The sequence below is a fragment of the Kribbella koreensis genome, assembly GCF_039525325.1.
GTDB lineage: Bacteria > Actinomycetota > Actinomycetes > Propionibacteriales > Kribbellaceae > Kribbella > Kribbella koreensis.
This window is the reverse complement of record NZ_BAAAHK010000002.1, coordinates 350,037-372,382: the sequence shown is the minus strand read 5'-3', so window position 1 is coordinate 372,382 and position 22,346 is coordinate 350,037. Positions and strand designations below refer to the sequence as shown.

Sequence of the window (22,346 nt, the reverse complement as noted above, 5' to 3'; positions counted from 1 at the left end):
ACGCCGCCAGCGTTCGTCCTGAGCCAGGATCAAACTCTCCGTTGAAATCTATATATCCACCGTCCCGAAGGACGGAGAACAGACAAACGAAAAACGATCCATTGCAATCAGAAACAAATCAAACTGACTTGAATCCAGAAAAATTACAAAGGAATCCAACACGAATCAACGATGAACCAGACCGGCCAACCTCGAAGAGGCAAGCAAGCCTACTTACACCGAGACCCGTGAAGGGGGTTAATGCTAAATTTCGGCATTGACTTTCGGCACGCTGTTGAGTTCTCAAGAATCGGACGCACACCGCGTCACAGACCTTGCGGCCAGGACTCCGGGGCAACCTGCGTTACTCTACCGGACCAGCACCACCGAGTCAAGACCCAGTTTTTCTGATCCGCACCCCGCATCAGAAGCTACCGACCCGGATCAACGACACGGTGCGGCTCAGCCAGTCTTGGGGGGTTCGGAGCGACCGGCCGCTTTCGCGTCCCGCACTCGCTCCAACAAGAAGAACATTACGTGGCGGGCAGGTAGCCGGTCAAATCGGTTACCGGTGGGCCGAATCACAGGCCTGTAATTTGCCCCCGGCACCGACCTCGTGCGATACGTCAGCCGGCCACCGGCGAGGCCAGAACCCCTGCGAACGAACGCTTCCCGCGCCGCAGTACCAGCGCTCCCCCGGGCAGCAGATCCTCGCCGCTCGGGACGTACTCCGGATCGCTCACCTTCTCGTTGTTCAGGTACGCGCCACCTTCGGCGATCGTCCGTCGCGCGGCGGACTTGCTCGCCACGAGCTCCGAGAGCACCAGCAGGTCCGTGATGGTGGGCATCTGCTCATCCGGCTTGAGCTCGTAGTGCGGCGCCTCCCGCAGCGCGGCCACCAGGGTCGACCCCTGCAGCGCCTGCAACTCCGACTGGCCGAACAGCGCCTTCGCAGCGAGCTTCACCTGCTCGGTCTCCTCAGCGCCGTGCACCAGGGTCGTGACGTCCTCCGCCAGCAACCGCTGCGCCTCCCGAGCATGCGGGCGCTCAGCAGTCGCTTCCTCGAGTGCAGCGATCTCCTCTGCCGTCCGGAACGTGTAGAACCGCACAAGCTGCATCACATCGCGGTCATCGGTGTTGAACCAGAACTGGTAGAACGCGTACGGCGACGTCAGCTCCCGGTCCAGCCAGATGGTCCCCGACTCGGTCTTGCCGAACTTGGTGCCGTCCGCCTTGGTCACCAGCGGAGTGGCCAGCGCGTGCGCCTTCCCCGCGTCCGACCGCCGGATCAGCTCGACTCCAGCGGTCAGGTTCCCCCACTGGTCGCTTCCACCGGTCTGCAAGGTGCAGCCGTGGCGCCGGTACAGCTCCAGGTAGTCCAGCGACTGCAGCAGTACGTAGCTGAACTCGGTGTAGCTGATCCCCTGCTCCAGCCGGGCCTTCACGACCTCCCGGCCGAGCATCCGGTTCACCGGGAAGTGCTTGCCGATGTCCCGGAGGAAGTCGAGCGTGTTGAGGTCCTTGGTCCAGTCATAGTTGTTGACCATCCGCGCCGGGTTGGGCAGCGACTCGTCGAAGTCGACGAACCGCTCTACCTGGCTGCGGACCTTCTCCACCCACTGCTGCACCAGGTCCTTGGGGTTCAGCACCCGCTCGGAGGACTCCTTGGGGTCGCCGATCAGTCCGGTGGCGCCGCCGACCAGCCCGATCGGGTTGTGGCCGGCCAGTTGCAGCCGCCGCAACGTCAGGAGCTGCAGCAGGTTGCCCATGTGCAGGCTCGGCGCGGTCGGGTCGAACCCGACGTACGAGGTGATCGGTCCGGCGGCCATCGACGCACGGAGCGCGTCCGGGTCGGTGGAGTGCGCGATCAGGCCACGGCTCTCCAGGTCGTCGAGCACCTGGGTGCGGCTTGCGGTCCCGCTGTCGGTCACTTGGTCTCTCCTCGAGTCACGTCAGATCACCACAAGTGTCCTGTACCTGCTCCAGCGGGCAGGTGCCGGGTCAGCTCGCCTCGGGCCGGGACAGTACTGCGCGCAGCTGCGCGACCAGCGCATGTCCGTCAGGCCCATGCACGGTTGCGGCCGTCGGGCGATGCGGATCGTGCGCGCCAGGGTCCGGGTTCGGCACTGGTAGACCGTGGGACAGCACCTGCTCCGCAGGGGTCAGCTGGCGGATACCGATGGCCCGTACGTGATCCGGGTGCGTCTGGGCGAAGTCGCCGTACAGCTGCGGGTCGTGCTGGCCGTCGTCCCCCACCAGCACCCACTTCACGTTCGGGAACTCAACTGCCAGCCGGCGCAGCGCAGTGCGCTTGTGCTCCTGCCCGCTGCGGAACCAGCCGGTGTTGGTCGGCCCCCAGTCGGTCATCAGCAGTGGACCGGCCGGGTAGCCGTGCCGCTGGAGGAAGCGGGTCAGGGTCGGGGCCGTGTTCCAGGCGCCGGTGGAGAGGTAGAACATCGGCGCACCCGGGTGGTCTGCCAGCAGCTCGGCGTACATCTCCGCCATGCCCGGTACCACCCGTCGGGCCTGCTCCTCGCGGACGAACGTGTTCCAGGCGGCGATCAGTGGTCGCGGCAGCATCGTCAGCATCACCGTGTCGTCGATGTCGCTGACCAGGCCGAACGTGGCGTCCGGGTCGGGTACCACTACCTTCCCGCGTGCCTGCCGCTCGCCATGCACGCCCAGGCTGATCTCATGCCACCCAGGTGGCAGCGCCACCGGCACAGTCAGGTCGATGAAGCCACCGCGGTCGGTGGTCGCCTCGAAGGTCTGCCCGGACACAGTGATCGACACCTGTACGCCGGTAGCCGGAGCGGTGACGAATACCCGCCAACCGCGCACCACCTGGTCCTCGTCGTACCGGGGCTGGTTGCGCGGGTCCCGGCTCAGCACGACGCGGGCCAGCACCCGGGTGAACTCCTGGGTGCCGTAGCCGACGTGCGGGATGATCCGCTCCCGCCAGCCGCGGCGGCGCAGGAGGACCCCGACGCCGACGTTGAACCAGTCCTCCAGACGCGAGGAGTAGTGCGGACGGGCCATGTCCGAAACCTACCCGCAGACGGGGCCTGTACGCGCACCAGGAGGACTGTCCCCGGCGACCTTTACAGTCTCGATATGACCCAGACCTCCGCTGCTCTCGGAATGTGCTTCCCCCGGACCTTCCCTGCCGCCCTGGTGACCGACGTCGCCCGCCGTCTCGACGCCGGTGGCGCGGACGAGCTGTGGCTGATCGAGGACTGCTTCTACACAGCCGGGCCCTCGCTGGTCGCTGCCGCGTTGGCTACGACTGAGCGGCTGACCTGTGGGCTCGGCATCGTGCCGGCAGTAGCCCGTACTGCGGCTGTTACGGCGATGGAGTTCGCCACGCTCGACGCGTTGGCGCCGGGGCGGTTCCTGCCTGGCATCGGGCATGGGGTGCAGGAGTGGATGGGGCAGATGGGGGTTCGGCCCAAGTCGCCGCTGACTGCGCTCGAGGAGGTGACTACTGCTGTTACCCGGCTGCTGGCGGGCGAGAAGGTGACGATGGAGGGGCAGTACGTCGTACTCCAGGACGTGCAGCTGGATGCGCCGCCGACCACGCCGCCGCCGATTCTGCTCGGGGTGCGGGGGCCTAAGTCGATGGCGCTGGCTGGGCGGGTTGCGGGTGGGGTGGTGCTCGCTGAGCCGGCTACACCGGACTATGTGCGGGCTGCTGTCGGGCAGGCTGGGTCGCCGGAGGGGTTTGTGGTGGCTGTCTTCAGTGCGCTCTGCGTGCGGGGTGATCGGAAGACGGCGTACGAGTGGAGTGCGCCTTGGTTGGGGTGGCAGCTCAAGGACAAGAACCCGGCGCTTGCGGCGCTGCCGTTCTACGACGAGCTGGTGAAGCTGCATGCGGAGAAGGGTGTCGAGGGGTTCGTCTCGATGCCCCAGGAGTGGTGGGCGGAGATCGGGCCGATCGGCACGCTGGATGACGCCGCTGCGCACATCGAGAAGCTGGAGGCGGCCGGGGTGCATCACATCGGTCTGTTCCCGGATCCGGAGGTCGAGCACGGGTTGCCTCAGCTGGAGTATGTGCTGGAGCTGGCCAACCGCTAACTGCGCTTCTTCGGTACGTGGGGCTTGTACGGCGAGACGGTGGGGTCGCCTGGGATCCAGAACCGCCACGGCCAGTCAGCCGCCTCGCGGAGGCCGACCCGGGGGCCGGTTGCCACCTCACCGTCATAGCCGTCCCCGGGCAACAGCTGGACAGCCGAGCCGCGGTTGAGTAGGTCGACGCCGTTGTCCGCTCGGTCGATGCCAAGAGCAACGCAGAGGCGGGCCGGCCCGCGGGCGAGATCGCGGTCCGGGTGGACCTTCGCGGCTCGTGGACGGGCTCGCGGCTCCGCCGCCTCGCTCCCGAGAGGGAAGGCGGGAGCGGTGGTGAAGCCCCGTCTTTGGCGGGCCAGGGGTGTGCCTTCGATGATCTCGCCGGCTCGGAAGAGGACTGCTGAGGGTTGGTTGGGTGGGCCTACTGCGATGTTCATGCAGTAGTGCATGCCGTAGGTGAAGTAGACGTAGAGGTGGCCGGGTGGGCCGAACATGACCGCGTTGCGGGGGGTTTGGCCTCGGTATGAGTGGGAGCCGGGGTCGTTGGGGCCGTCGTAGGCCTCCACCTCGGTGATCCGGACTGCGACCACGCCCTCCGGAGTGGTCCGGCGGAGGACCATGCCTAGCAGCGCCGGTGCTACTTCGAGCACCGGCGCTGCTAGGGACGTACGACGTACAGGAGGCATCTAGGCGAGGCGGTCCGCGTGCTCAGTCGCGCGGGTGCGGAGCTCGGCCAGTTGCTCGGTGACGCGGTCGGTGGCGGTGCCGCCGCGGCCGTTGCGGGAGGCAACCGAGCCCTCGACGCTCAAGACGGTCCGCACCTCGGGAGTCAGCGCAGGCGAGATCGCGGCGAGGTCCTCGTCGGACAGGTCCCACAGCTCGATGCCGCGCTTCTCGCACTCCTGCACGCACGCGCCGGCCAGCTCGTGCGCGACCCGGAACGGCACCTTCTGCTTGACCAGCCATTCGGCGATATCGGTCGCCAGCGAGAAGCCCTGCGGCGCCAGCTCCTCCAGCCGCTCGGTGTTGAAGCGCAGCGTCCGGATCATCCCGGTGAACGCGGGCAGCAGCACCTCGAGCGTGTCCACGGAGTCGAAGACCGGCTCCTTGTCCTCCTGCAGATCCCGGTTGTACGCGAGCGGCTGCGCCTTCAGCGTCGCGAGCAGCCCGGTCAGATTGCCGATCAGCCGGCCGGACTTGCCGCGGGCGAGCTCCGCGATGTCCGGGTTCTTCTTCTGCGGCATGATGCTCGACCCGGTCGAGTACGCGTCGTCCAGCTGGACGAACCCGAACTCCTTGGTCGCCCAGATGATCACCTCTTCGGCCTGCCGGGACAGATCGATGCCGATCTGCGCGCACACGAAGGCGAACTCCGCGACGAAGTCCCGCGCGGCCGTCCCGTCGATCGAGTTGGCCGACGAGTTCGTGAAACCCAGCTCGACCGCCACGAACTGCGGGTCCAGCCCGAGCGTGCTGCCGGCCAGAGCACCGGACCCGTACGGCGAATCGGCGGCGACCCGGCGGTCCCAGTCGGCCAGCCGGTCGAGGTCGCGGATCAGCGGCCAGGCATGCGCCAGCAGGTGATGCGACAAGAGCACCGGCTGCGCGTGCTGGAAGTGTGTCCGGCCAGGCATCGCCACACCGAGGTGCTTCTCGGCCTGCTCGGCCAGGGTGTTCACCTGGTCGAGCACGAGACCGCTGATGATCCGGCCGTGGTCGCGCAGGAAGCTCTTGAACAGCGTGGCGACCTGGTCGTTCCGCGACCGCCCTGCCCGCAGGCGACCGCCCAGCTCGGCACCGAGCCGGTCCACCAGCCCACGCTCGAGCGCAGTGTGCACGTCCTCGTCAGCCTCGGCCGCGACGAAAGCGCCGGACAGTACGTCGGCCAGCAGCTCGTCCAGCCCGGCGAGCATCTTGGTGAGGTCCTCGTCGGTCAGCAGCCCCGCGCGGTGCAGCACCTTCGCGTGCGCCTTCGACCCGGCGATGTCGTACGGCGCCAGCACCCAGTCGAACTGCGTCGACTTGCTCAGCGCCGCCAACGCATCAGCCGGCCCACCCGCGAACCGGCCGCCCCACAGGGCCGCACTCTCACCTTTACCCGTGCTCACATCAACATCCTCTCAACAGATCTCATTTGCCGAAGGTCCCGGCCCACTTGCGAGCCGTCCCCTCGTCGTAGGGGCGACTGAACCCGCAACTCGACGCGGCCTGCTCGCCGCCGAGTAGCTGACCACTGACCAGCAGCCGACTGCCCACCTCGAAGTAGAGCCCGGCCTCGGACATGTTCTTCGCCCACTGCGGATCAACCGGTCCCGGCACCAGGACCCGCACCTGGTCCGCAGTGCCAGCCTTGTACCAGTGGTTCACCTTGAAGGTCACCATCGTGTAGCCCCGGCGGATGAACAGACTATGCCCGGCCGACGGCTCCTCGATGGCCAGCACTGTTCCGTCGAAGGCGAAGGCCTGTTTCCTCAGCCACTCGCCTTCAGGCGCGGCCACGCAGGACTCAGCTCCACCAGCCCGATAGCTGGGCGTGGGCCCAGTCGGTACGGCCGGTACGGTCGGCGCGCTCGGCTGGTTGCCTGCGACCGGTGGTGCGTCCTGCTCCGGACCCAACACGACCGCCCCGACCACAGCAACCACTGCCACCGCAGCCCCCACGCCCAAAGCCACCAAAGGCACGCGGCGCCTCGGCCGCAAGGGTCCAGCAGCTGCTTCTCGTACCGCGGTCTGGGCGCGGGCCAGGGTCTCCGCGCTAGGGGGCGGTACTTCGCCCACTGCGGTCAGTGTGTCCAGGTAGTCGGTCATGAGTCGGCTCCAAGTTTGTGGTTGGTGTTCTCGTCCACTACTTGGGTCGAGTCACCTAGCCGTTCGTCCATTCGTTGCCGTGCGCGGTGGAGGCGGGAGCGGGCTGTCCCTGCAGGGATACCGAGCACCTGGCCGGCCTCTGATGGGGTTAGCTGCTCCCAGGCGACCAGGAGGAGTAGTTCGCGCTCTACTGCAGGTAGTGAGCGCAGGGCCTCTCGTAAAGCGGGGACCAGGGCAGCGGCGTCCAGGCGGGCATCCACTGCGGCTGTCTCATCAAGTGGCCGGTCAGCTCGGGTCAGTACGGTCCGTAGGCGATGCCGGCGGTAGTAGCTGTGCAGTACATGCCGCGCGATCCCGAAGAGCCAGCCGCGCACACTGCCCAGCTCGGGGTCGAAGCTGCTCCGCCCGCTGAAGGCCGCCAGCCACACGTCGGCCAGTAGGTCGTCCGCGACCTCTGACGTCGAGCGCCGGCTCAGGTAGGCATGCAGGTCAGCGCTGTGCAGCTCCACCAGCCTCTCGAAGTCCATCCCGTCCCCTCCTGAGCCGCCCGCCGCGGACCGCTCGCCTGTACTTCGCACGAGGAGGCTGGAGCGTTCGCGGCTACTTGGCCTCGCTGCGAGCCGCCAGGCTGAGGAACCGGGCCGCCAGGGCCTCTCCCCCGGATGGGTGGCGCGACACCACCATCACGGTGTCGTCGCCGGCGATGGTGCCGAGTACGTCATCCAGTCCCACGTGGTCGATCGCCGACGCGAAGTACTGGGCCGCACCCGGCGGGGTTCGCAGGATCACCAGGTTGGCGCTGCCCTCGGCCGAGACGAGCAGCTCGGATGCCACCCGGCCCAGCCGCGCCTCGAAGGCTGCGGCCTCCCCGGCTCGCGGCGAACGGTCGCCGCCTTCACCCGGTACGGCGTACACGAGCTGGCCGGCCGAGTCGCGGACCTTGACCGCGCCGATCTCCACCAGGTCACGCGACAGGGTGGCCTGGCCGACGACGAGTCCGGCGTCGGCGAGCAGGTCGGCCAGTTCGGTCTGCGAGCGGACCGGTTGCCGGCCGAGCAGGTCGACGATCCGCTGCTGGCGCGCGGTCTTGGTGGTCGGTACGGCCAGATTCATGAGCTGAAGTTCCTTGCCAGCAGCCACGACAGCAGCGCCTTCTGCGCATGCAGCCGATTCTCTGCCTCGTCCCAGACGACGGACTGCGGCCCGTCGAGCACCGCCGCCTCGATCTCCTTGCCCCGGTACGCCGGCAAGCAATGCAACACGATCGCGTCGTCAGCAGCCTTCGACACCAGCGCCTCCGTCACCGAGAACGGTACAAATGGCGCCTCCCGCACTGCCGCCTCGGCCTCCTGGCCCATCGAGACCCAGGTATCGGTGGCAATCACATCCGCCCCCGCCACAGCCTCCGACGGATCGGAGGTCCACGAAGCAGAACCGCCGGTGACGAGACCGATCTCGGAAGCCTTCGCAAGCACCACGGCGTCGGGCTGGTACTCCGCCGGCGAGGCGATGACGACGTGCATCCCTGCCGTCACCCCACCGAGCAAGTAGGAGTGAGCCATGTTGTTGAAGCCGTCACCGAAGAAGACGAGCTTGAGCCCTGCCGTCCGGCCTTTGTGCTGCCGGACGGTCAGCAGATCGGCCAGGATCTGACACGGGTGGAACTCGTCGGTCAGCGCGTTGATCACCGGCACCCGCGACGCAGCCGCCATCTCCTCGATCCGGGTCTGCCCCGACGTCCGCCAGACGATCGCGCCCACCTGCCGGTCAAGCACCCGTGCGGTGTCCGCGATCGGCTCACCACGACCCATCTGCGACGACTGCGCGTCGATGATCAGCGGCACCCCGCCCAACTCGGCGATACCGACCGCGAAAGAGATCCGGGTCCGGGTCGAGGACTTGTCGAAGATCACCGCGACAGTCTGCGGACCGGCCAACGGCTGGTGCCCGAACCGATCCGTCGCCAACTGCTGAGCCAGCGTCAGGACCTCGTCCTGCTCGGCCGGGCTGAGATCGTCGTCCCGCAGGAAGTGCCTGGTCACACGACCTCCACCTGGTCGAGCAGCCCGGGGAGCGCTGCGATGAAGCTGTCGGCATCAGCTTTGCTCAGGATGTACGGCGGCGCCAACCGCAACGCGTCGGGGATCGGGTTGTTGATGATGAACCCGGCCTCCAGCGCCAGCGCGGCGATCTGGTCCGACACCGGCGCCGTCAGCTCGATCGCGAGCAGCAGCCCGCGGCCGCGGACCCCGGCGATCAGCGGGTGCCCGAGCGCCTCGACCGACGAGGCGAGATGGTTGCCGATGGCACTGACATTGGCGAGCAGGCCGTCCCGCTCGATCACCGTCAGCACGGCCAGGCCGGCGATCGCGGCGACCGGGTTGCCGCCGAAGGTCGTACCGTGGTTGCCCGGCTGCAGGAGGTCAGCAGCTGCGCCGAACCCGAGGCAGGCGCCGATCGGGATGCCCGCGCCGAGCCCCTTCGCCACCGTGACGATGTCGGGCGAGATCCCGTCGGCCTGAAAAGCGAACCAGTCCCCCGTCCGTCCCACGCCGGTCTGGATCTCGTCGATCCAGAGCAGCGCGCCGTGCTCGGAGGTGATCCGGCGTGCCTCGGCGAGATAGCCGGGTGGCGGTACGACGACGCCGTTCTCGCCCTGGATCGGTTCGAGCACCACGGCAGCGGTCTCGTCGTCGACAGCGGCGGCGAGCGCGGCCACATCGCCGTACGGGACGAAGGTGACGTCACCCGGCAGCGGCGCGAACTGCTCCCGGTACGCCGGTTTCCAGGTGATCGCGAGCGCGCCCATCGTCCGGCCGTGGAACGCGCCGACCATCGAGACGATCTTGGTCCGGCCGGTCTTGCGGGTGATCTTGAAGGCCGCCTCGTTCGCCTCGGTGCCCGAGTTGGTGAAGAAGACCTTGCCGGGAGCGTCGAAGAGCGACAGCAGCTTCTCCGCCAGCGCGACCTGCGGTGCCGAGGCGAAGAAGTTGGAGACGTGCCCCAGCGTCGCGAGTTGGCTGGTGACGGCCGAGACGACGAACGGATGCGCGTGGCCGAGGCAGTTCACCGCGAGCCCGCCGAGCAGGTCGAGGTACTTCTTGCCGTCGGCATCCCACAGGTAGGCGCCTTCGCCGCGGACCAGCACCCGCTTGGGAGCGCCGAAGGTGTTCATCATGGACTGCGAGTAGCGCTCGGCGAGGGCACTCTGCGTGCCGTCGACGGTGAGCAGTTCGGTCATGACGGAATCACCTGGGTCCCACTTCCGGCGTCGGTGAAGATCTCGAGCAACAGCGAGTGCGGCACCCGGCCGTCGATGACGGTCGCCCGGGAGACGCCGGACTGGACCGCGCGCAGGCAGGCCTCCATCTTCGGCACCATCCCCGACGCCAGCGACGGCAGCAGCTCGGCCAGCTCGGCGGCGTCGATCTGGGTGATGATCTCCTCGCTCTCCGGCCAGTTCCGGTAGAGGCCGGCGACATCGGTCAGTACGACGAGCTTCGACGCGCCCAGCGCGACCGCCAGGGCCGAGGCCGCGGTGTCGGCGTTCACGTTGTGCGCCAGCCCGTCCTCGTCCGGCGCGATCGTGGACACGACCGGGATCCGGCCGGCGTCGATCAGGTCGATGACCGCCTCGGGCCGGACGTCGACGACGTCGCCGACCAGGCCGATGTCGACCGACTCGCCGTCGATCATCGCGCCCCGCCGCTCCGCGGTGAACAGGCCCGCGTCCTCGCCGGACATGCCGACGGCGAACGGTCCGTGCGCGTTCAGCAGTCCGACGAGTTCGCGGCCGACCTTGCCCACCAGGACCATGCCGACCACGTCCATCGCCTCGGGCGTCGTCACCCGCAACCCGCCGCGGAACTCGCTGTCGATGCCGAGCCGCTGCAGCATGTCGCTGATCTGCGGTCCGCCGCCGTGCACGACGACCACCCGTACGCCGCAATGCCGCAGGAACACGATGTCAGAAGCGAACGCCTGCTTCAGCTCGTCGTCGACCATGGCGTTGCCGCCGTACTTGACCACGATCGTCTTGCCGTGGAACTCCTTCAGCCAGGGCAGCGCCTCGGTCAGCACGGCAGCCTTCTCGACCGCGTGCGCCTGGCTGGTCTCGATCAAACGTGTCGTCATGGTCATGAGGAGTACGCCGAGTTCTCTTCTACGTACGCGTGCGACAAATCCGTCGTCAGCACGGTCGCCGAAGCACTGCCCGCGTGCAGGTCGATCACGACGTCGATCTCCAGTCCGCTCAGGTCGGCCTCGGACCGGTCGACACCCTTGCCGCCGGCGATGCAGATCGCGGCGCCGTTCAAGGTGATGTCGAGCAGCGCCGGGTCGAAGGCGGTCGGCGCGTTGCCGACGGCCATCGCGATCCGGCCCCAGTTCGGGTCGGAGGCGAAGAAGGCGGTCTTGCAGAGGTTGTCCTCGGCAACGACCTTGGCGGCGGCGACCGCCTCGGCCTCGGTGGCCGCGTTCAGCACGGTGATGCTGACGTGCTTGGTGACGCCCTCGGCATCGGCCTGCAGCTGCTTGACCAGATCCGCGGCGAGTGCGGTGAGGGCCGCCTCGAACTCGTCGGCCGGGACCTTGATGCCGGACGCGCCCGAGCTGAGCAGCAGGACGGTGTCGTTGGTCGACGTGCCGCCGTCCACGTCCAGCCGGTTGAAGGTCTTGCCGACCGCGTTCCGCAGTACGTGGTCGAGGTGCGGCTGGTCGACGATCGCGTCGGTGGTGATGACGGAGAGCATGGTCGCCATGTTCGGCGCGCACATACCGGCGCCCTTGGCGAAGCCGCCGATGCTCCAGCCGTCCGCGTGCTTGAGCACGGCCTGTTTCGGGACGTTGTCCGTCGTCATCACCGCGGTCGCGGCGGACAGGCTGTGCTCAGGCGTGTCGCCCAGGGCATCGACCACGGACTTGAGACCGGGCAGCAGCTTGTCCATCGGCAGCCGCTCGCCGATCAAGCCGGTCGAGCAGACACCGATCTCGCCCGCGCCGACCCCGAGGATCGTCGCCAGCTCCTCGGCGGTCTTGTGGGTGTCCTGGAAGCCTTCCGGCCCGGTGCAGGCGTTGGCGCCGCCGGAGTTGAGCACGACAGCCTTGAGCTTGCCCGCGGTCAGCACTTGCTGCGACCACAGGACCGGCGCGGCCTTCACTTTGTTCGTGGTGAAGACGCCCGCGGCACCGTCGTACGGGCCGTCGTTGACGACCACGGTGAGGTCCGGCTTGCCGGCGGGCTTGATGCCCGCGATCACCCCGGCCGCGCGGAAGCCGGCCGGCGCGGTGACTCCGGCGCTCCGCTCGACTTGGTGCTGCACGGTTGAGGTCACGGGGCTACTCCTACGAGGGGAAGGGCCAGCGTCTCGTCGAGACCGGCGGCCAGGTTCATGCACTGCACGGCGGCGCCGGCAGTGCCCTTGGTGAGGTTGTCCATCGCGGCCACGATCACAGCGCGGCCGGTCCGCTGGTCCAGCGTGACCTGCAGCTGGACGGTGTTCGCGCCGAGCGTCGCCTGCGTCTGGGGCCACTGGCCTTCCGGCATCAGGTACACGAACGGCTCGTCCTTGTAGGCCTCTTCATAAGCCCGGCGAAGGCTCTCGGCCGTGGTGCCGTCGGTGACCGGCGCACTGCAGGTGGCGAGGATGCCGCGAGCCATCGGTGCAAGTACCGGCGTGAAGGAAACAGAGACGGCCGCGTCGGTGACGGCGCCGAGGTTCTGCTCGATCTCCGGCGTGTGCCGGTGGACGCCGCCGACGCCGTACGCCGCGGCCGAACCCATCACCTCCGCGCCATGGAGGTTGGGCTTCGGCGCCTTGCCCGCTCCCGACGTCCCGCTCACCGCGACCACCACCAGTTGGCCCGGGTCGACAAGACCGCCCTGTACTGCGGGGAGCAGGGCAAGGGTCGAAACGGTGGGATAACACCCCGGTACTGCGACCCGGTTCGTCCCGCGGAGCTTCTCCCGTTGACCGGGCAGCTCAGGCAGACCGTAGGGCCAGTGACCGGCGTGCTTGCCACCGTAGAACTCCACCCACGCCTCCGCCTCGACCAACCGGAAGTCCGCGCCGCAGTCGATCACGGTGACGTCCTCGCCGAGCTGCTCGGCGATTTCGGCGGACTGCCCGTGTGGAAGGGCCAGGAACACCACGTCGTGACCCGCCAGCGTCTCCGCTGAGGTCTCGACCAGGATGCGCCCGGCCAGGGGCAGGAGGTGTGGGTGGTGGACGCCCAGCGCGGTACCGGCGCTGCCGCCCGCCGTGAGTGCGCCGATCTCGACTTCTGGATGCACCGAGAGCAGCCTCAGCAGCTCTCCCCCGGCGTACCCACTGGCTCCAGCCACCGCGACCGTCAAACTCATGTGAATGAGTATGTCAGATACCGCATGATTATCCAACCCTGAAGATCGGTAGTTCCACTCAAGCGCACTCCCGCCGGGATCGCCAGGATCATCCGTATGAACAGTGACCGACCGTCAGCGGTGCGCGAAGCGCAGGACGCCGAGGATCGCCGGGCGTCGAACAGCTACCTGGTCTTCCTCGGCTGGATCGGCATTCAGCTGGCCGGGTATGCACTGCTGGTGCTGTCGGCCTCCGATGTGAGCCCGATGGGCTGCACCGGGCTCTGCTTCAGCCCGCGGGGCACGCTGATGGTGATCGGGATGGCGTTCGTCGCACCGGTGGTCCTCGGCCAGGTGGCCATGGGGTTGCTGCTCACGGTCGTCTACAACCGCAAGCGGATGACCTCGCTGGCGACCGGCAGCCTGTCCTTCTTCGCCACCTTCGTGGTCGCACTCTTCATCGCCGGCTGCTTCCTGCAGGCCAATCGCTGACCTGCATGTCACAAACGACCTGGCGCCACGTGTCCGGAGGGGTGACACGATAAGCGACCAGGAAGGAGTACCGCGCGCTGTGAAGATCAGTAGATTCACTCAGGTGCTGGGACGGTCCGGCGGCCACGATCGTTGGTATGCAGACCGAGTCCAAGACCAAGCAGATGTCGTCCGGCTATCTGGTGTTCCTCGGGTGGGTCGGAGTGGAGCTGGCTGGATATGCCCTGCTGGCGCTGCTCGCTTCCGACGAGCCGCCGGCGACCTGCAGCGGGCTGTGCTTCACCGACCGGGGGCTGATTCTGTTGCTCGGGATGATGTTCGGGGTGCTGACCTTGGGTGTTCAGCTGGTAGTTGGGGTGCCGCTGACCAGGATGTACGGTCGGCGCGGGATGCGGCCTCGCGGGGCCGGCAGCGCCGCCTTCTTCACGACTTTCGGGGTGATCGCGCTGGTACTCGGTGTTCTGTCGGTGGCGAACCTGTCTCATATGTGAGGTCGGCGTGAGTGGTGACGAGGAGTTGGCGGCGGAGTTCGACGAGCATCGGGCGGTGCTGGTCGGGGCGGCGTACCGGGTGGTCGGGAGTGTGGTCGACGCGGAGGACGTCGTCCAGGAGACGTGGTTGCGGTGGTCGGCCGCGGATCGGGAGGACGTGCGGGATGTCCGGGCGTACCTGATCCGGATCACGTCGCGGCTCGCGCTCAATCGGTTGCGGCAGCAGAAGACGCGGCGGGAGCAGTACGTCGGTCCTTGGCTGCCCGAGCCGATTCTGTCGACCCGCGAGGCGGACGACCCGGCTGTCGTGGCGGAGGTCGCCGACTCGGTGTCGATGGCGATGCTCGTCGTACTGGAGACGCTGTCGCCGTTGGAGCGGGCTGCGTTCGTACTGCGGGAGGTGTTCGATCTGCCGTTCGGCGAGATCGCGGGGACGCTCGGGCGGTCCGAGGCGGCGGTACGGCAGTTGGCTCATCGGGCGCGGGAGCACGTACACGCTCGGCAGCCTCGGCATCAGGTCGACAAGGCTCGGCACGTCGAGGTGACCAACCAGTTCCTGTCGGCCGCCTGGTCAGGTGATCTCGACGGGATGGTCGCGCTGCTCGCACCGGATGTCGTGCTGGTCGCCGATGGCGGCGGCAAGAAGCAGGCCGCGATCCGGCCGCTGCGCGACCCGAACAAGATCTCCCGGTGGACGATCGCGCTGCTCGCGCCCGGTCAGCCGGCGCGCGATCTGGTGGTGCGGCTGATGGAGCTCAACGGCGAGAGCGCGTTCGTCTTCTACGACGGCGACGAGGTCGACAGCGCCGGCTTCTTCGACTTCGACGAAACCGGCCGGATCAGCCAGATCTACGTCGTCCGCAACCCCGACAAACTCACCCACGTCCCCCGCCTCAGCGAACTGCCTGACTGAGCCGGTCGAGCGCACCCTGACCGGCTTGGGGAGGATCTTGTCCGGGACCGGGGAGGGCTGTACCCCAGTTCCGGGGTATTTTCCTCCCCACTCGGGCCCGGGCAGGGGCGTCCGGTTAGCGGAGGTGGGTGGCGATGGTACGGGCGCAGGCGAGGGATTCGGCGGCACCGGTGTCGACCTCGAGGTCGTAGACGACGCCTTCGTGGACCGAGATCGCCTGCAGCTCCGCCATGCCGCCTGTGCGGTCGCCTCGGGCGAGCTCGCGGCCGGCGGCGATTTCGGGGGCGCAGTGGACTCCTACCCAGAGGACTTCGAGGCCGTCGAGCTGTGAGCGCACTCGGGCCTGGGAGGCGGCGCCGCTCAGGAAGACGTCGTCGAGGATGATTCGGGCGCCGGCTCGGGCCATTGCGGCGATGCCGGTCATCCAGGCGGCTTCCAGCTCGCGGAAGCCGGCACCTACCTCCACCTCGCCGTGGTCGCCGAAGGCGATCCCCGAGCCGGAGTCGAGCAGCCCGGGCGGCAGCGCGTCGACCAGGTCGTCGACGCCGAGGCTGATCCATGGCTGCGGCAGGACGGCCTTCAGGCAGCGCGCGATTCCGGTCTTTCCCGAGCTGGACCCGCCGTTCAAAACGATGACTTGAGTGGACACCTCAGCGATTCTGCCAGTTAGGCTTCTGCAAGTCAGTCGCATTTAGGAGGCAGCGGTGGAGTACAGAGTGATCGACCCCGAGGCCGTTTCGGACCCGGAGCTGCGCGCCGATCTGCTGGATACCTGGATCGCCGCCACCGACGCGGGCGGCAGCGTCGGGTTCACCGCGCCGGCGCCGGTACACCTGGTCGCCGAGACGCTCGACCTCGCGCTCGAACGAGTTGCCGCGGGCAAGGACCTGCTCGGCGTCCTGCACAACGGCGACCGGTACGTCGGCATGGGACTGCTCGTCGGCAAGGACAGCGCCCTCAACCTCCACTGGCGCACCGTGCTGCGAGTCATGGTGCACCCGAAGTACCAGGGCGGTGGCGCCGGCTCCCTGCTGATGAACGGGCTGCGGCAGTCCGCGGTAGAACTCGGGCTGGAGCAACTGCAGCTGACTATCCGCGACGGGAACAGCCTGGAGGAGTTCTACGGCAAGCTCGGCTACCGGGTCGTCGGCAGCCACCCCCGCGCAGTACGGGTCGCCGCTGACGACTACCGCGACGAACTGATGCTGGTCACCGATCTCTAACGGCGATGCCGGGCCCCGCCTCCCAGTGACGGGACCCGGCGGTTCCCCACTATTTTTGGCGGCCCCGGCGGGCTATGCCCAGCAAGGTGATACCCATGCCGACCAGCAACAGGGCCAGCGTGAGGAGCAGGACCGACGGGCCACCGGTGTCCGGTAGTGCGGTCCTGTCCAGGCCGGCCTGCGCGGCAAGCTGAGCCCCGATGGTCACCTTCACCTGCGAGTCCACTGTCACGCCATCCGTGTCAGTGACCCGGTACGACTGCTTCGCCGTACCGATGAAGCCCCGCTCCGGAACGAGCCTGATCGTCCCGTCGGTACCGACCGTCCACTCGCCGACGTCCGGTACGACCACCCGCTTCCCACAGGTGGCCGGCCCGGTGGCCAGGCAGACACTGCCCGGGTCCCAGGCCGCGCCCTGAGTCGCAGCGTCGTTCAGGAGGGGGTTGACGACCACCGGGTTGCCAGGGCTGCCGGTACCGCTGTCCGGGATGGCCTTCGACGCGCTGGGAGCACCGACGGTGATCTCCAGGCGTGCCGTGTCCGACGTCCCGTTCGCATCGGTCACCCGATAGGTGAGCGATCTGGTGGTACCGGCGAAGCCCTTCACCGGGGTGTATCCGACGGTGCCGTCCGGCCGGGCGGTGAAGCCGCCCTCGTCCGGGATCGTCACCGAAGTCTTGTCCTTGCCGTCCGCCGGGTCGCGCAGCACGACCGAGGAGACGACCAGGGGCGCCGACGGATCGCCGGCCTTGTCATTGCCGAGCACCGGCACGCTGACCCCTTGTCCGTACTGCGTAGTCGCGCTGTCGTCGACCGCGACCGGCCGGACCGGCAGCACCGTCACCGAGACCGTCGAGCGGGCCGCGTTGCGGTCGCTGTCCTTCACCTCGTACGCCGCCGGCCGCGCGCTGCCCACAAAGGTCTTGATCGGAGTGAACGTCACCTTGCCATCGGCCACCGCATAGCTTCCTTGCGCAGGGATCGTCACCTTGTCGACAAGGTTGCCCGAGGCATCGACCAGGAGCAGCGTGGCCGGATCGAGGGTCGCGCCGGCGCCGGGCTTGTCGTTGGCCAGCGGGTCGAAGGTGACCGGGACGTGCTGCTTGGTCTTCGCCACATCGGGCAGGGCGACCGGCTTCGCGCCGACGGTCACGGTGAGGGTCGCAGTACCGGCGCTGCCGTTCTCGTCGCTGACCTGGTACGTCACCGGCGTCGTCTGCCCGACCCAACCGCCCCGGGGCAGCAGGCGGATGCCGCCGTCCGGCTGGACCGTGTAGGTGCCTTGGCCTTCGACGCGCAGGCTCGTCACCGGGTCGCCGGTCGCGAAGTCGATCAGCCGGACGCTGGCCGGGACGAGAGGTGCGGTGGGGTCGCCGGGCTTGTCGTTGGTCAGTACGGGCACGGTGATCGGGGTGTCGAAGGCGGTCGCGGCCGTGTCGTTCGCCGGATCGGGGGTGATCGGGTCGACCGTGACGGTGACCGTCGACATCGCCTTGTTCTTGGCTGTGTCCGCTACTTGGTACGCGATCGAACTCGGGCCGCTGAAGGCCGGCACCGGGTCGAAGGAGAGCTTGCCGGTGACCGGGTCGACCTTGTACGTGCCCTGGCCGCTGATCGTCGCGGTCTTGGTCCAGGCCTTGCCGTCGTAGAGCTGGACCGACGTCTTCTCGAGTTCGGCCTGGGTGCCGGGCTGGTCGTTGGCCAGTGGGTCGAGTTGGGTGTCGACGTTCTGCTTCGTGGTACCGGTGTCTGGTTTGGCCTGTGGTCCCTTGCCGACGGTGATGAAGAGCAGTCCGTCGGCCGGGGTGCCGTTGGTGTCGCTGACCCGGTAGGTCGCGGGCGTGGTCAGGCCTTGGAAGTCCTTGACCGGCGCGAACGTGATCGAGCCGTCGGCCTTGGCGGTGTAGGTGCCCTCGCCGGCTTGGGTGACAGTCTGCTGGTACTTCGTCGGGTCGGCCGGGTCCTGCAGCAACAGACTCTTGGGCACCAGCGGGGCGCTCGGGTCGCCGGGCTTGTCGTTGGTCAGCACGTTCAGCGTGATCGGCTGGTTGAACGGGGTGATCGCCGAGTCGTCGACGGTGAACGGCTGGATGCCGGTGACCTCGACCCCGAGCGTCGACGACGCCGTGTTGTGCTGCGAGTCGGTGACCTTGTACTGGACGAAGCTGGTGTGTCCGTCGAAGGCCGGGTCGGGGTCGAACTGGACCGCGCCGCTCTTCTGTACCTCGTAGGTGCCCTGGCCGGGGACGGTCAGCTTCTTCGTGAAGACGGCCGGCTTCGCCGCGGGCAGTTCTGGCGAGGCGATGACCACCGAGCCCGGGTCGAGCTTGGCGCCGGTGCCGGGTTCGTCGTTGGCGAGCACGTCGATCGTGACGGTGACGTTCTGAAGGGTGGAGGCGCTGTCGGGTTGGGCGACGGGCGGGAGGCCGACGGTGATCCATACGGTTGCTTGGGTGGTGGTCCCGTTGTCGTCGGCGACTTGGTACGTCAGCGCAGTACCGGGTCCGCTGAATCCGGCGACCGGCTCGAACACGACGACGCCGGCTCGCGCGGTGTAGACGCCTTCTTCCTTGACCGTCACCGTCGGCTTGAACAGTCCGTCCGCCGGATCTTTGAGTTGCAGGCTGCCGATGACGAGCGGCGCGCTCAGGTCGCCGGGCTTGTCGTTGGCGAGCACCTTGACCGTCGCCGTGACGCCGTACGGCGTGGTCGCGGTGTCGTCCTCGGCCTTGGGGACGATCGGCGTCACAGCGATCGTGATCGTCGAGCGAGTCGCCTGATCGAACCAGTCCGACACCCGGTACGTCAGCGTGGTCGCCGTGCCGGTGAAGGCCGGGAGCGGATCGAAGCCGACCGTGCCGTCGGGATTCACGTGGTAGGTGCCCTGATCGGCGACCGTGACGACCTTCTTCAGCGAGCCGTCGGCCGGGTCGATCAGTACGACGCTCAGCGGGTCGAGGCCGGTGCCCTGCCCGGACTCGTCGTTGGCGAGCGGGTCGATGGTTACCGGGTCGTCCTGCTTGGTGGTCGCGGTGTCCGGCTTCGCGGTCGGTGGCGGCGGTTTGGCGACGGTGACCGTGATCGTGGCCGTCGCGAGGGTGCCGTTGACGTCCGAGACGGTGTAGGTGAGCGCGGTCGCGACGCCGGTGTACGTCGGCAGCGGGTCGAACTGCACGTCGCCGTCGGCCACCACCTTGAAGGTCGCCTCGCCGTCGACGACGACGGTGGTCTTCGGTTGGTGCGTCATCGGGTCGATCAGCTTCACGCTGCTCGGCACCAGCGGCACGGCGGGGTCGCCGGCGCTGTCGTTCGCGAGCACATCCACGGTCACGTTCTGGTCGTACGCCGTACTGGCGGTGTCGTCCGTCGCATCCGGCTGGACCTTGGTGATCTCGAGGGTCAGCGTCGCCTTGCCGATGGCACCGTTGCCGTCGGCCACCTGGTAGGTGATCGGGGTGGCGTGGCCGCTGAAGCTGGGGACCGATTCGAACAGCACTCGGCCGTCCGGCTTGACCGTGTACTTGCCCTGGCCGGCGACGACGATGCTGGTGGCCGGGTCGCCGGCGGCTGTTGCTGTCGGCATCGGCAGCGGGGTTGCGGGGGCTGGCGGCTTGGAAGGGGTCGACCGGGTTGCGGTGATCGTGGCCGGAGTCGGCGGGATCAGGCGGACAGTGCCCGGTACGAGCGCTGAGCCGGTCGGGCCGGGCTTGTCGTTGCCGAGGACCGGGACGAAGATCGAGCCGCCTTGGAGAAGTACGGCCTGGTCGGGGTTGGCGACGGGCGGGCCGGGTGCGTCGACCGAGACAGTGAGCTGGGCGCGGGCAGGGGTGCCGTTCTTGTCGAGCACTTGGTAGGTCAGCGGGGTCGTGACGCCCTGGAAACCCTGGGCGGACTCGAAGGCGACCTTGCCGTCGGACACCGTGTAGGCGCCCTGGTTCGGCACCGTGACCTGGTCGACGAGTTTGCCCGCCGGATCGACCAGCTTGAGGGTCTGTGGGTTGAGCGGGGCCTCGGGTGAGCCGGGCAGGTCGTTGTCGAGGACCGGGATCACGACGTTGGTGTCGAAGGGGGTGGTGACCGAGTCGCCGAGCGCCTTCGGGGTGATCGGGGTGACGGTGACCGCGATCGTCGACTCGGCGACCTGGCCGGTGCTGTCGGTGACCCGGTAGCCGAGGGTCGTCGCGACGCCGGTGAACTGGGGCAGCGGCAGGAAGTCGACGGTGCCGTTGGGCTTCACGACGTACGTGCCTTCGCCGGGGACGATCACCTTCTTCTTGAAGGTGTCGGCGGCTGCTGTGGTGAAGGCTGCATCGGCCGGGTCGCGCAGGACCACCGAACTGGGGTCGAGGGTGACGCCTGGTGCGGGGCGGTCGTTGGCCAGCGGGGCCAAGGGGATGCTGACGTTCTGCTGGGTGGTGGCTTTGTCGGGGACGGCTACCGGCTTCGCGGGGAGCGCGACTGTGACGGTCAGTTTTGCGGTGGCGGTGGTGCCGTTGGTGTCGGCGATTCGGTAGGTGACCGGTTTGCCTTGGCCGACGAAACCGGGGACGGGCTCGAAGGCGATGGTGCCGTCGGGCTTGGCGACGTACTTGCCTTGGGCCACGACGTTGATCATGACGCCGCACTTGCCTGCTTCTTCGAGGCAGAGCGAGCCGGGTTTGAGGGGGCTGGCCGGGTCTCCGGGGCGGTCGTTGCTCAGGACGTCGGTGGTGAGGTCCTCGTTGTAGGGCGTGGTCGCGGTGTCGTCCAGTGCGATCGGTGGGGGTGGGGGCGCGATCGCCAGGGAGTAGTCCTCTACCTCGCCGCTGTCGGCGGGGCCGGTGGGCTTCTCGACCTGGGTTGTTGTGTAGCCCGTGCGGATGCGGACGTACGTAGTACCGGCGGTTGGTTTGTCGAAGGCTGACCAGGTCAGGGTCACGGCGCTCTGGCCTGGGGTGAAGGTGGCGCAGGCTCGCTCGGTGGGGTCGAACTTTCCGTCCTTGTCGAGGTCCAGCCAGCCGCAGACCTTGCCGGGCCTGCTTGCTCCGGTGAGGGCGACTGTGGCGGCGTAGTCCTTGGCTGTGGTTGCCAGCGGTTTGAGGGTTGTGCCGTCGTCGGCCTGGTCTTGGGTTTTCGGGCCGGTGGTGCCGTTGGCGGTTGCCGCATTGTCTTCGGTCGCGTCGTCGCCGAGGCGGAGGTCGGTGAGGACCGACCAGGCTGCGCCGTACGAGGTGGGCGCGTCGCCGAAGTCCTCACCGGTGGAGGCGACGATCGAGAACGCGTCGGCGGAGGACGGTGTGTTGAACGCGGGGAGCTTGGCGTTCTTGGTGAAGACGGCGGTGAGGTCGAAGGTGATCGACTTGGCGACGCCGTTGACCTTGACCGAACCGCAGGCGGCGGTGGCGGCCGCGTCGGGGCCTTCGCCGGTGTCGGTGTTGATGCAGTTCGGGCCTGCGTCGGGGTTGAGCGCGGTGATCGTGTCGCTGCTGACGGCGAGGTTGTTGCCTTGCCCGACCTTTGTCAGGCTGAGACCGGCGGTCGTGAGTCTGAGGACCGAGTGCAGCTCGGACTGGCCGCTGGTCCGGCCGTTGGTGGTCTCGGTGGCCGCGCCGCCGAGGCCGGCGAGGTGGAGGATCGGGTCGCGGACGGGCTGCGAGAAGGTGACCGTGAGGGTGCCGCGGCTGCTGCAGGTGCCGATCGCGGCGCAGGTGCCGGTGTTGACGAGGATGTCCTGGGCGGGTGTCGTGCGCGCGATGACCGGTTCGTACGTCTTGGCGGTACTGCCACGGACGCCCGCGGTGGTTGCGTCGAGCAACTCGGTCTGGCCGGTGACGGTGATCGACTGGGTGAGCCCGGACCCGGGCATCGTCGCGGTCGCCGTGTTGCCCTGGGCAAAGGGGGCCGTCGGCACCTGGTACGCCGCGGCTGGACTCAGCGCGGTCGTTGCGACGACAGCAAGACTGAGCGAGACGCCGGTGAGGACGACCGGCAGGCGCCGGTGTGCCGGCGATCGGCGGATGGCGGGCCGGTGGCCGGTCCTCGTCATACCCACGCCC

Annotated in this window: 18 protein-coding genes, 1 tRNA gene and 1 pseudogene; 6 read left to right on the top strand and 14 right to left on the bottom strand. The window is 68.2% G+C overall.

From position 1 onward, the window contains the following. Positions 1-605 precede the first annotated feature (605 nt). On the bottom strand, positions 606-1,910 hold the full coding sequence (gene tyrS, locus ABD116_RS03955) for a tyrosine--tRNA ligase (RefSeq protein ID WP_343964875.1): 1,305 nt from the start codon (positions 1,908-1,910) through the stop codon (positions 606-608). Between the two features lie 70 nt (positions 1,911-1,980). Then, the gene (locus tag ABD116_RS03950) at positions 1,981-3,018 is read right to left on the bottom strand and encodes an App1 family protein phosphatidate phosphatase (RefSeq protein ID WP_343964874.1); all 1,038 of its coding nucleotides are present in this window, start codon (positions 3,016-3,018) and stop codon (positions 1,981-1,983) included. A gap of 75 nt (positions 3,019-3,093) precedes the next feature. Here ABD116_RS03950 and ABD116_RS03945 point away from each other — a divergent pair, with 75 nt between their 5' ends. Beyond that, the gene (locus ABD116_RS03945; RefSeq protein ID WP_343964873.1) at positions 3,094-4,053 is read left to right on the top strand and encodes an LLM class flavin-dependent oxidoreductase; all 960 of its coding nucleotides are present in this window, start codon (positions 3,094-3,096) and stop codon (positions 4,051-4,053) included. On the opposite strand, the gene ABD116_RS03940 is transcribed toward ABD116_RS03945, so the two are convergent. The 10 genes from ABD116_RS03940 to argC all read right to left on the bottom strand — a co-directional run bounded on the left by ABD116_RS03940 (position 4,050) and on the right by argC (position 13,213). Next, positions 4,050-4,730, bottom strand: a complete 681-nt coding sequence (locus ABD116_RS03940; RefSeq protein ID WP_343964872.1) for a DNA-3-methyladenine glycosylase — start codon at positions 4,728-4,730, stop codon at positions 4,050-4,052. The two genes, ABD116_RS03945 and ABD116_RS03940, sit on opposite strands and share 4 nt — an antisense overlap. Next, positions 4,731-6,152, bottom strand: coding sequence for an argininosuccinate lyase (argH, locus tag ABD116_RS03935; protein ID WP_343964871.1), 1,422 nt, complete (start codon positions 6,150-6,152; stop codon positions 4,731-4,733). Between the two features lie 22 nt (positions 6,153-6,174). Continuing rightward, positions 6,175-6,852 (bottom strand): hypothetical protein, encoded by a 678-nt coding sequence (locus ABD116_RS03930; protein WP_343964869.1) that lies wholly within the window; start codon positions 6,850-6,852, stop codon positions 6,175-6,177. Then, positions 6,849-7,379, bottom strand: a complete 531-nt coding sequence (locus tag ABD116_RS03925; protein WP_343964867.1) for an RNA polymerase sigma factor — start codon at positions 7,377-7,379, stop codon at positions 6,849-6,851. Before ABD116_RS03925 ends, ABD116_RS03930 begins: the two co-directional genes overlap by 4 nt. Before the next feature lie 73 nt (positions 7,380-7,452). Continuing rightward, entirely contained in the window at positions 7,453-7,965 is a 513-nt protein-coding gene (locus ABD116_RS03920) for an arginine repressor (RefSeq protein ID WP_343964865.1), read from the bottom strand. Next, a complete protein-coding gene (gene argF / locus ABD116_RS03915; protein ID WP_343964863.1) occupies positions 7,962-8,894 on the bottom strand; it encodes an ornithine carbamoyltransferase in 933 nt (310 codons plus the stop codon). Before argF ends, ABD116_RS03920 begins: the two co-directional genes overlap by 4 nt. Beyond that, a complete protein-coding gene (locus ABD116_RS03910; protein WP_343964861.1) occupies positions 8,891-10,093 on the bottom strand; it encodes an acetylornithine transaminase in 1,203 nt (400 codons plus the stop codon). The genes argF and ABD116_RS03910 overlap by 4 nt, the downstream gene beginning before the upstream one ends. Next, the gene (gene argB, locus ABD116_RS03905; protein WP_343964859.1) at positions 10,090-10,992 is read right to left on the bottom strand and encodes an acetylglutamate kinase; all 903 of its coding nucleotides are present in this window, start codon (positions 10,990-10,992) and stop codon (positions 10,090-10,092) included. The genes ABD116_RS03910 and argB overlap by 4 nt, the downstream gene beginning before the upstream one ends. Then, positions 10,989-12,185, bottom strand: coding sequence for a bifunctional glutamate N-acetyltransferase/amino-acid acetyltransferase ArgJ (argJ, locus tag ABD116_RS03900; protein WP_343964857.1), 1,197 nt, complete (start codon positions 12,183-12,185; stop codon positions 10,989-10,991). Before argJ ends, argB begins: the two co-directional genes overlap by 4 nt. After that, positions 12,182-13,213, bottom strand: coding sequence for an N-acetyl-gamma-glutamyl-phosphate reductase (argC, locus tag ABD116_RS03895; protein ID WP_343964855.1), 1,032 nt, complete (start codon positions 13,211-13,213; stop codon positions 12,182-12,184). The genes argJ and argC overlap by 4 nt, the downstream gene beginning before the upstream one ends. 96 nt (positions 13,214-13,309) lie before the next feature. Between argC and ABD116_RS03890 the strand changes: the two genes are divergently transcribed. From ABD116_RS03890 to ABD116_RS03880, 4 genes and pseudogenes are all read left to right on the top strand, one after another. Beyond that, positions 13,310-13,684, top strand: coding sequence for a hypothetical protein (locus ABD116_RS03890; RefSeq protein WP_343964853.1), 375 nt, complete (start codon positions 13,310-13,312; stop codon positions 13,682-13,684). Between the two features lie 137 nt (positions 13,685-13,821). After that, entirely contained in the window at positions 13,822-14,175 is a 354-nt protein-coding gene (locus ABD116_RS03885; RefSeq protein WP_343964851.1) for a hypothetical protein, read from the top strand. Then, a pseudogene (locus ABD116_RS41775) lies at positions 14,141-14,656 on the top strand (sigma-70 family RNA polymerase sigma factor); the annotation flags it as partial. The gene ABD116_RS03885 and the pseudogene ABD116_RS41775, both read left to right, overlap by 35 nt. Before the next feature lie 262 nt (positions 14,657-14,918). Beyond that, positions 14,919-15,021: transfer RNA gene (locus tag ABD116_RS03880), tRNA-OTHER, on the top strand. A gap of 182 nt (positions 15,022-15,203) precedes the next feature. Here ABD116_RS03880 and cpt read toward each other — a convergent pair. Continuing rightward, positions 15,204-15,737 (bottom strand): chloramphenicol phosphotransferase CPT, encoded by a 534-nt coding sequence (cpt, locus tag ABD116_RS03875; protein WP_343964849.1) that lies wholly within the window; start codon positions 15,735-15,737, stop codon positions 15,204-15,206. A 55-nt stretch (positions 15,738-15,792) separates the two neighbouring features. Here cpt and ABD116_RS03870 point away from each other — a divergent pair, with 55 nt between their 5' ends. Further along, the gene (locus ABD116_RS03870; protein ID WP_343964847.1) at positions 15,793-16,311 is read left to right on the top strand and encodes a GNAT family N-acetyltransferase; all 519 of its coding nucleotides are present in this window, start codon (positions 15,793-15,795) and stop codon (positions 16,309-16,311) included. A gap of 49 nt (positions 16,312-16,360) precedes the next feature. On the opposite strand, the gene ABD116_RS03865 is transcribed toward ABD116_RS03870, so the two are convergent. After that, positions 16,361-22,336 (bottom strand): Ig-like domain-containing protein, encoded by a 5,976-nt coding sequence (locus ABD116_RS03865; protein ID WP_343964845.1) that lies wholly within the window; start codon positions 22,334-22,336, stop codon positions 16,361-16,363. Positions 22,337-22,346 lie beyond the last annotated feature (10 nt).

Excerpts from the sequence above, each read along its gene's own strand:
- ABD116_RS03945 (WP_343964873.1), top strand. The coding sequence starts at position 3,094 with ATGACCCAGACCTCCGCTGCTCTCGGAATGTGCTTCCCCCGGACCTTC.
- ABD116_RS03940 (WP_343964872.1), bottom strand. The coding sequence starts at position 4,730 with ATGCCTCCTGTACGTCGTACGTCCCTAGCAGCGCCGGTGCTCGAAGTA.
- ABD116_RS03890 (WP_343964853.1), top strand. The coding sequence starts at position 13,310 with ATGAACAGTGACCGACCGTCAGCGGTGCGCGAAGCGCAGGACGCCGAG.
- ABD116_RS03925 (WP_343964867.1), bottom strand. The coding sequence starts at position 7,379 with ATGGACTTCGAGAGGCTGGTGGAGCTGCACAGCGCTGACCTGCATGCC.
- ABD116_RS03950 (WP_343964874.1), bottom strand. The coding sequence starts at position 3,018 with ATGGCCCGTCCGCACTACTCCTCGCGTCTGGAGGACTGGTTCAACGTC.
- ABD116_RS03885 (WP_343964851.1), top strand. The coding sequence starts at position 13,822 with ATGCAGACCGAGTCCAAGACCAAGCAGATGTCGTCCGGCTATCTGGTG.
- ABD116_RS03930 (WP_343964869.1), bottom strand. The coding sequence starts at position 6,852 with ATGACCGACTACCTGGACACACTGACCGCAGTGGGCGAAGTACCGCCC.
- argB (WP_343964859.1), bottom strand. The coding sequence starts at position 10,992 with ATGACCATGACGACACGTTTGATCGAGACCAGCCAGGCGCACGCGGTC.
- ABD116_RS03865 (WP_343964845.1), bottom strand. The coding sequence starts at position 22,336 with ATGACGAGGACCGGCCACCGGCCCGCCATCCGCCGATCGCCGGCACAC.
- argC (WP_343964855.1), bottom strand. The coding sequence starts at position 13,213 with ATGAGTTTGACGGTCGCGGTGGCTGGAGCCAGTGGGTACGCCGGGGGA.
- ABD116_RS03920 (WP_343964865.1), bottom strand. The coding sequence starts at position 7,965 with ATGAATCTGGCCGTACCGACCACCAAGACCGCGCGCCAGCAGCGGATC.
- ABD116_RS03910 (WP_343964861.1), bottom strand. The coding sequence starts at position 10,093 with ATGACCGAACTGCTCACCGTCGACGGCACGCAGAGTGCCCTCGCCGAG.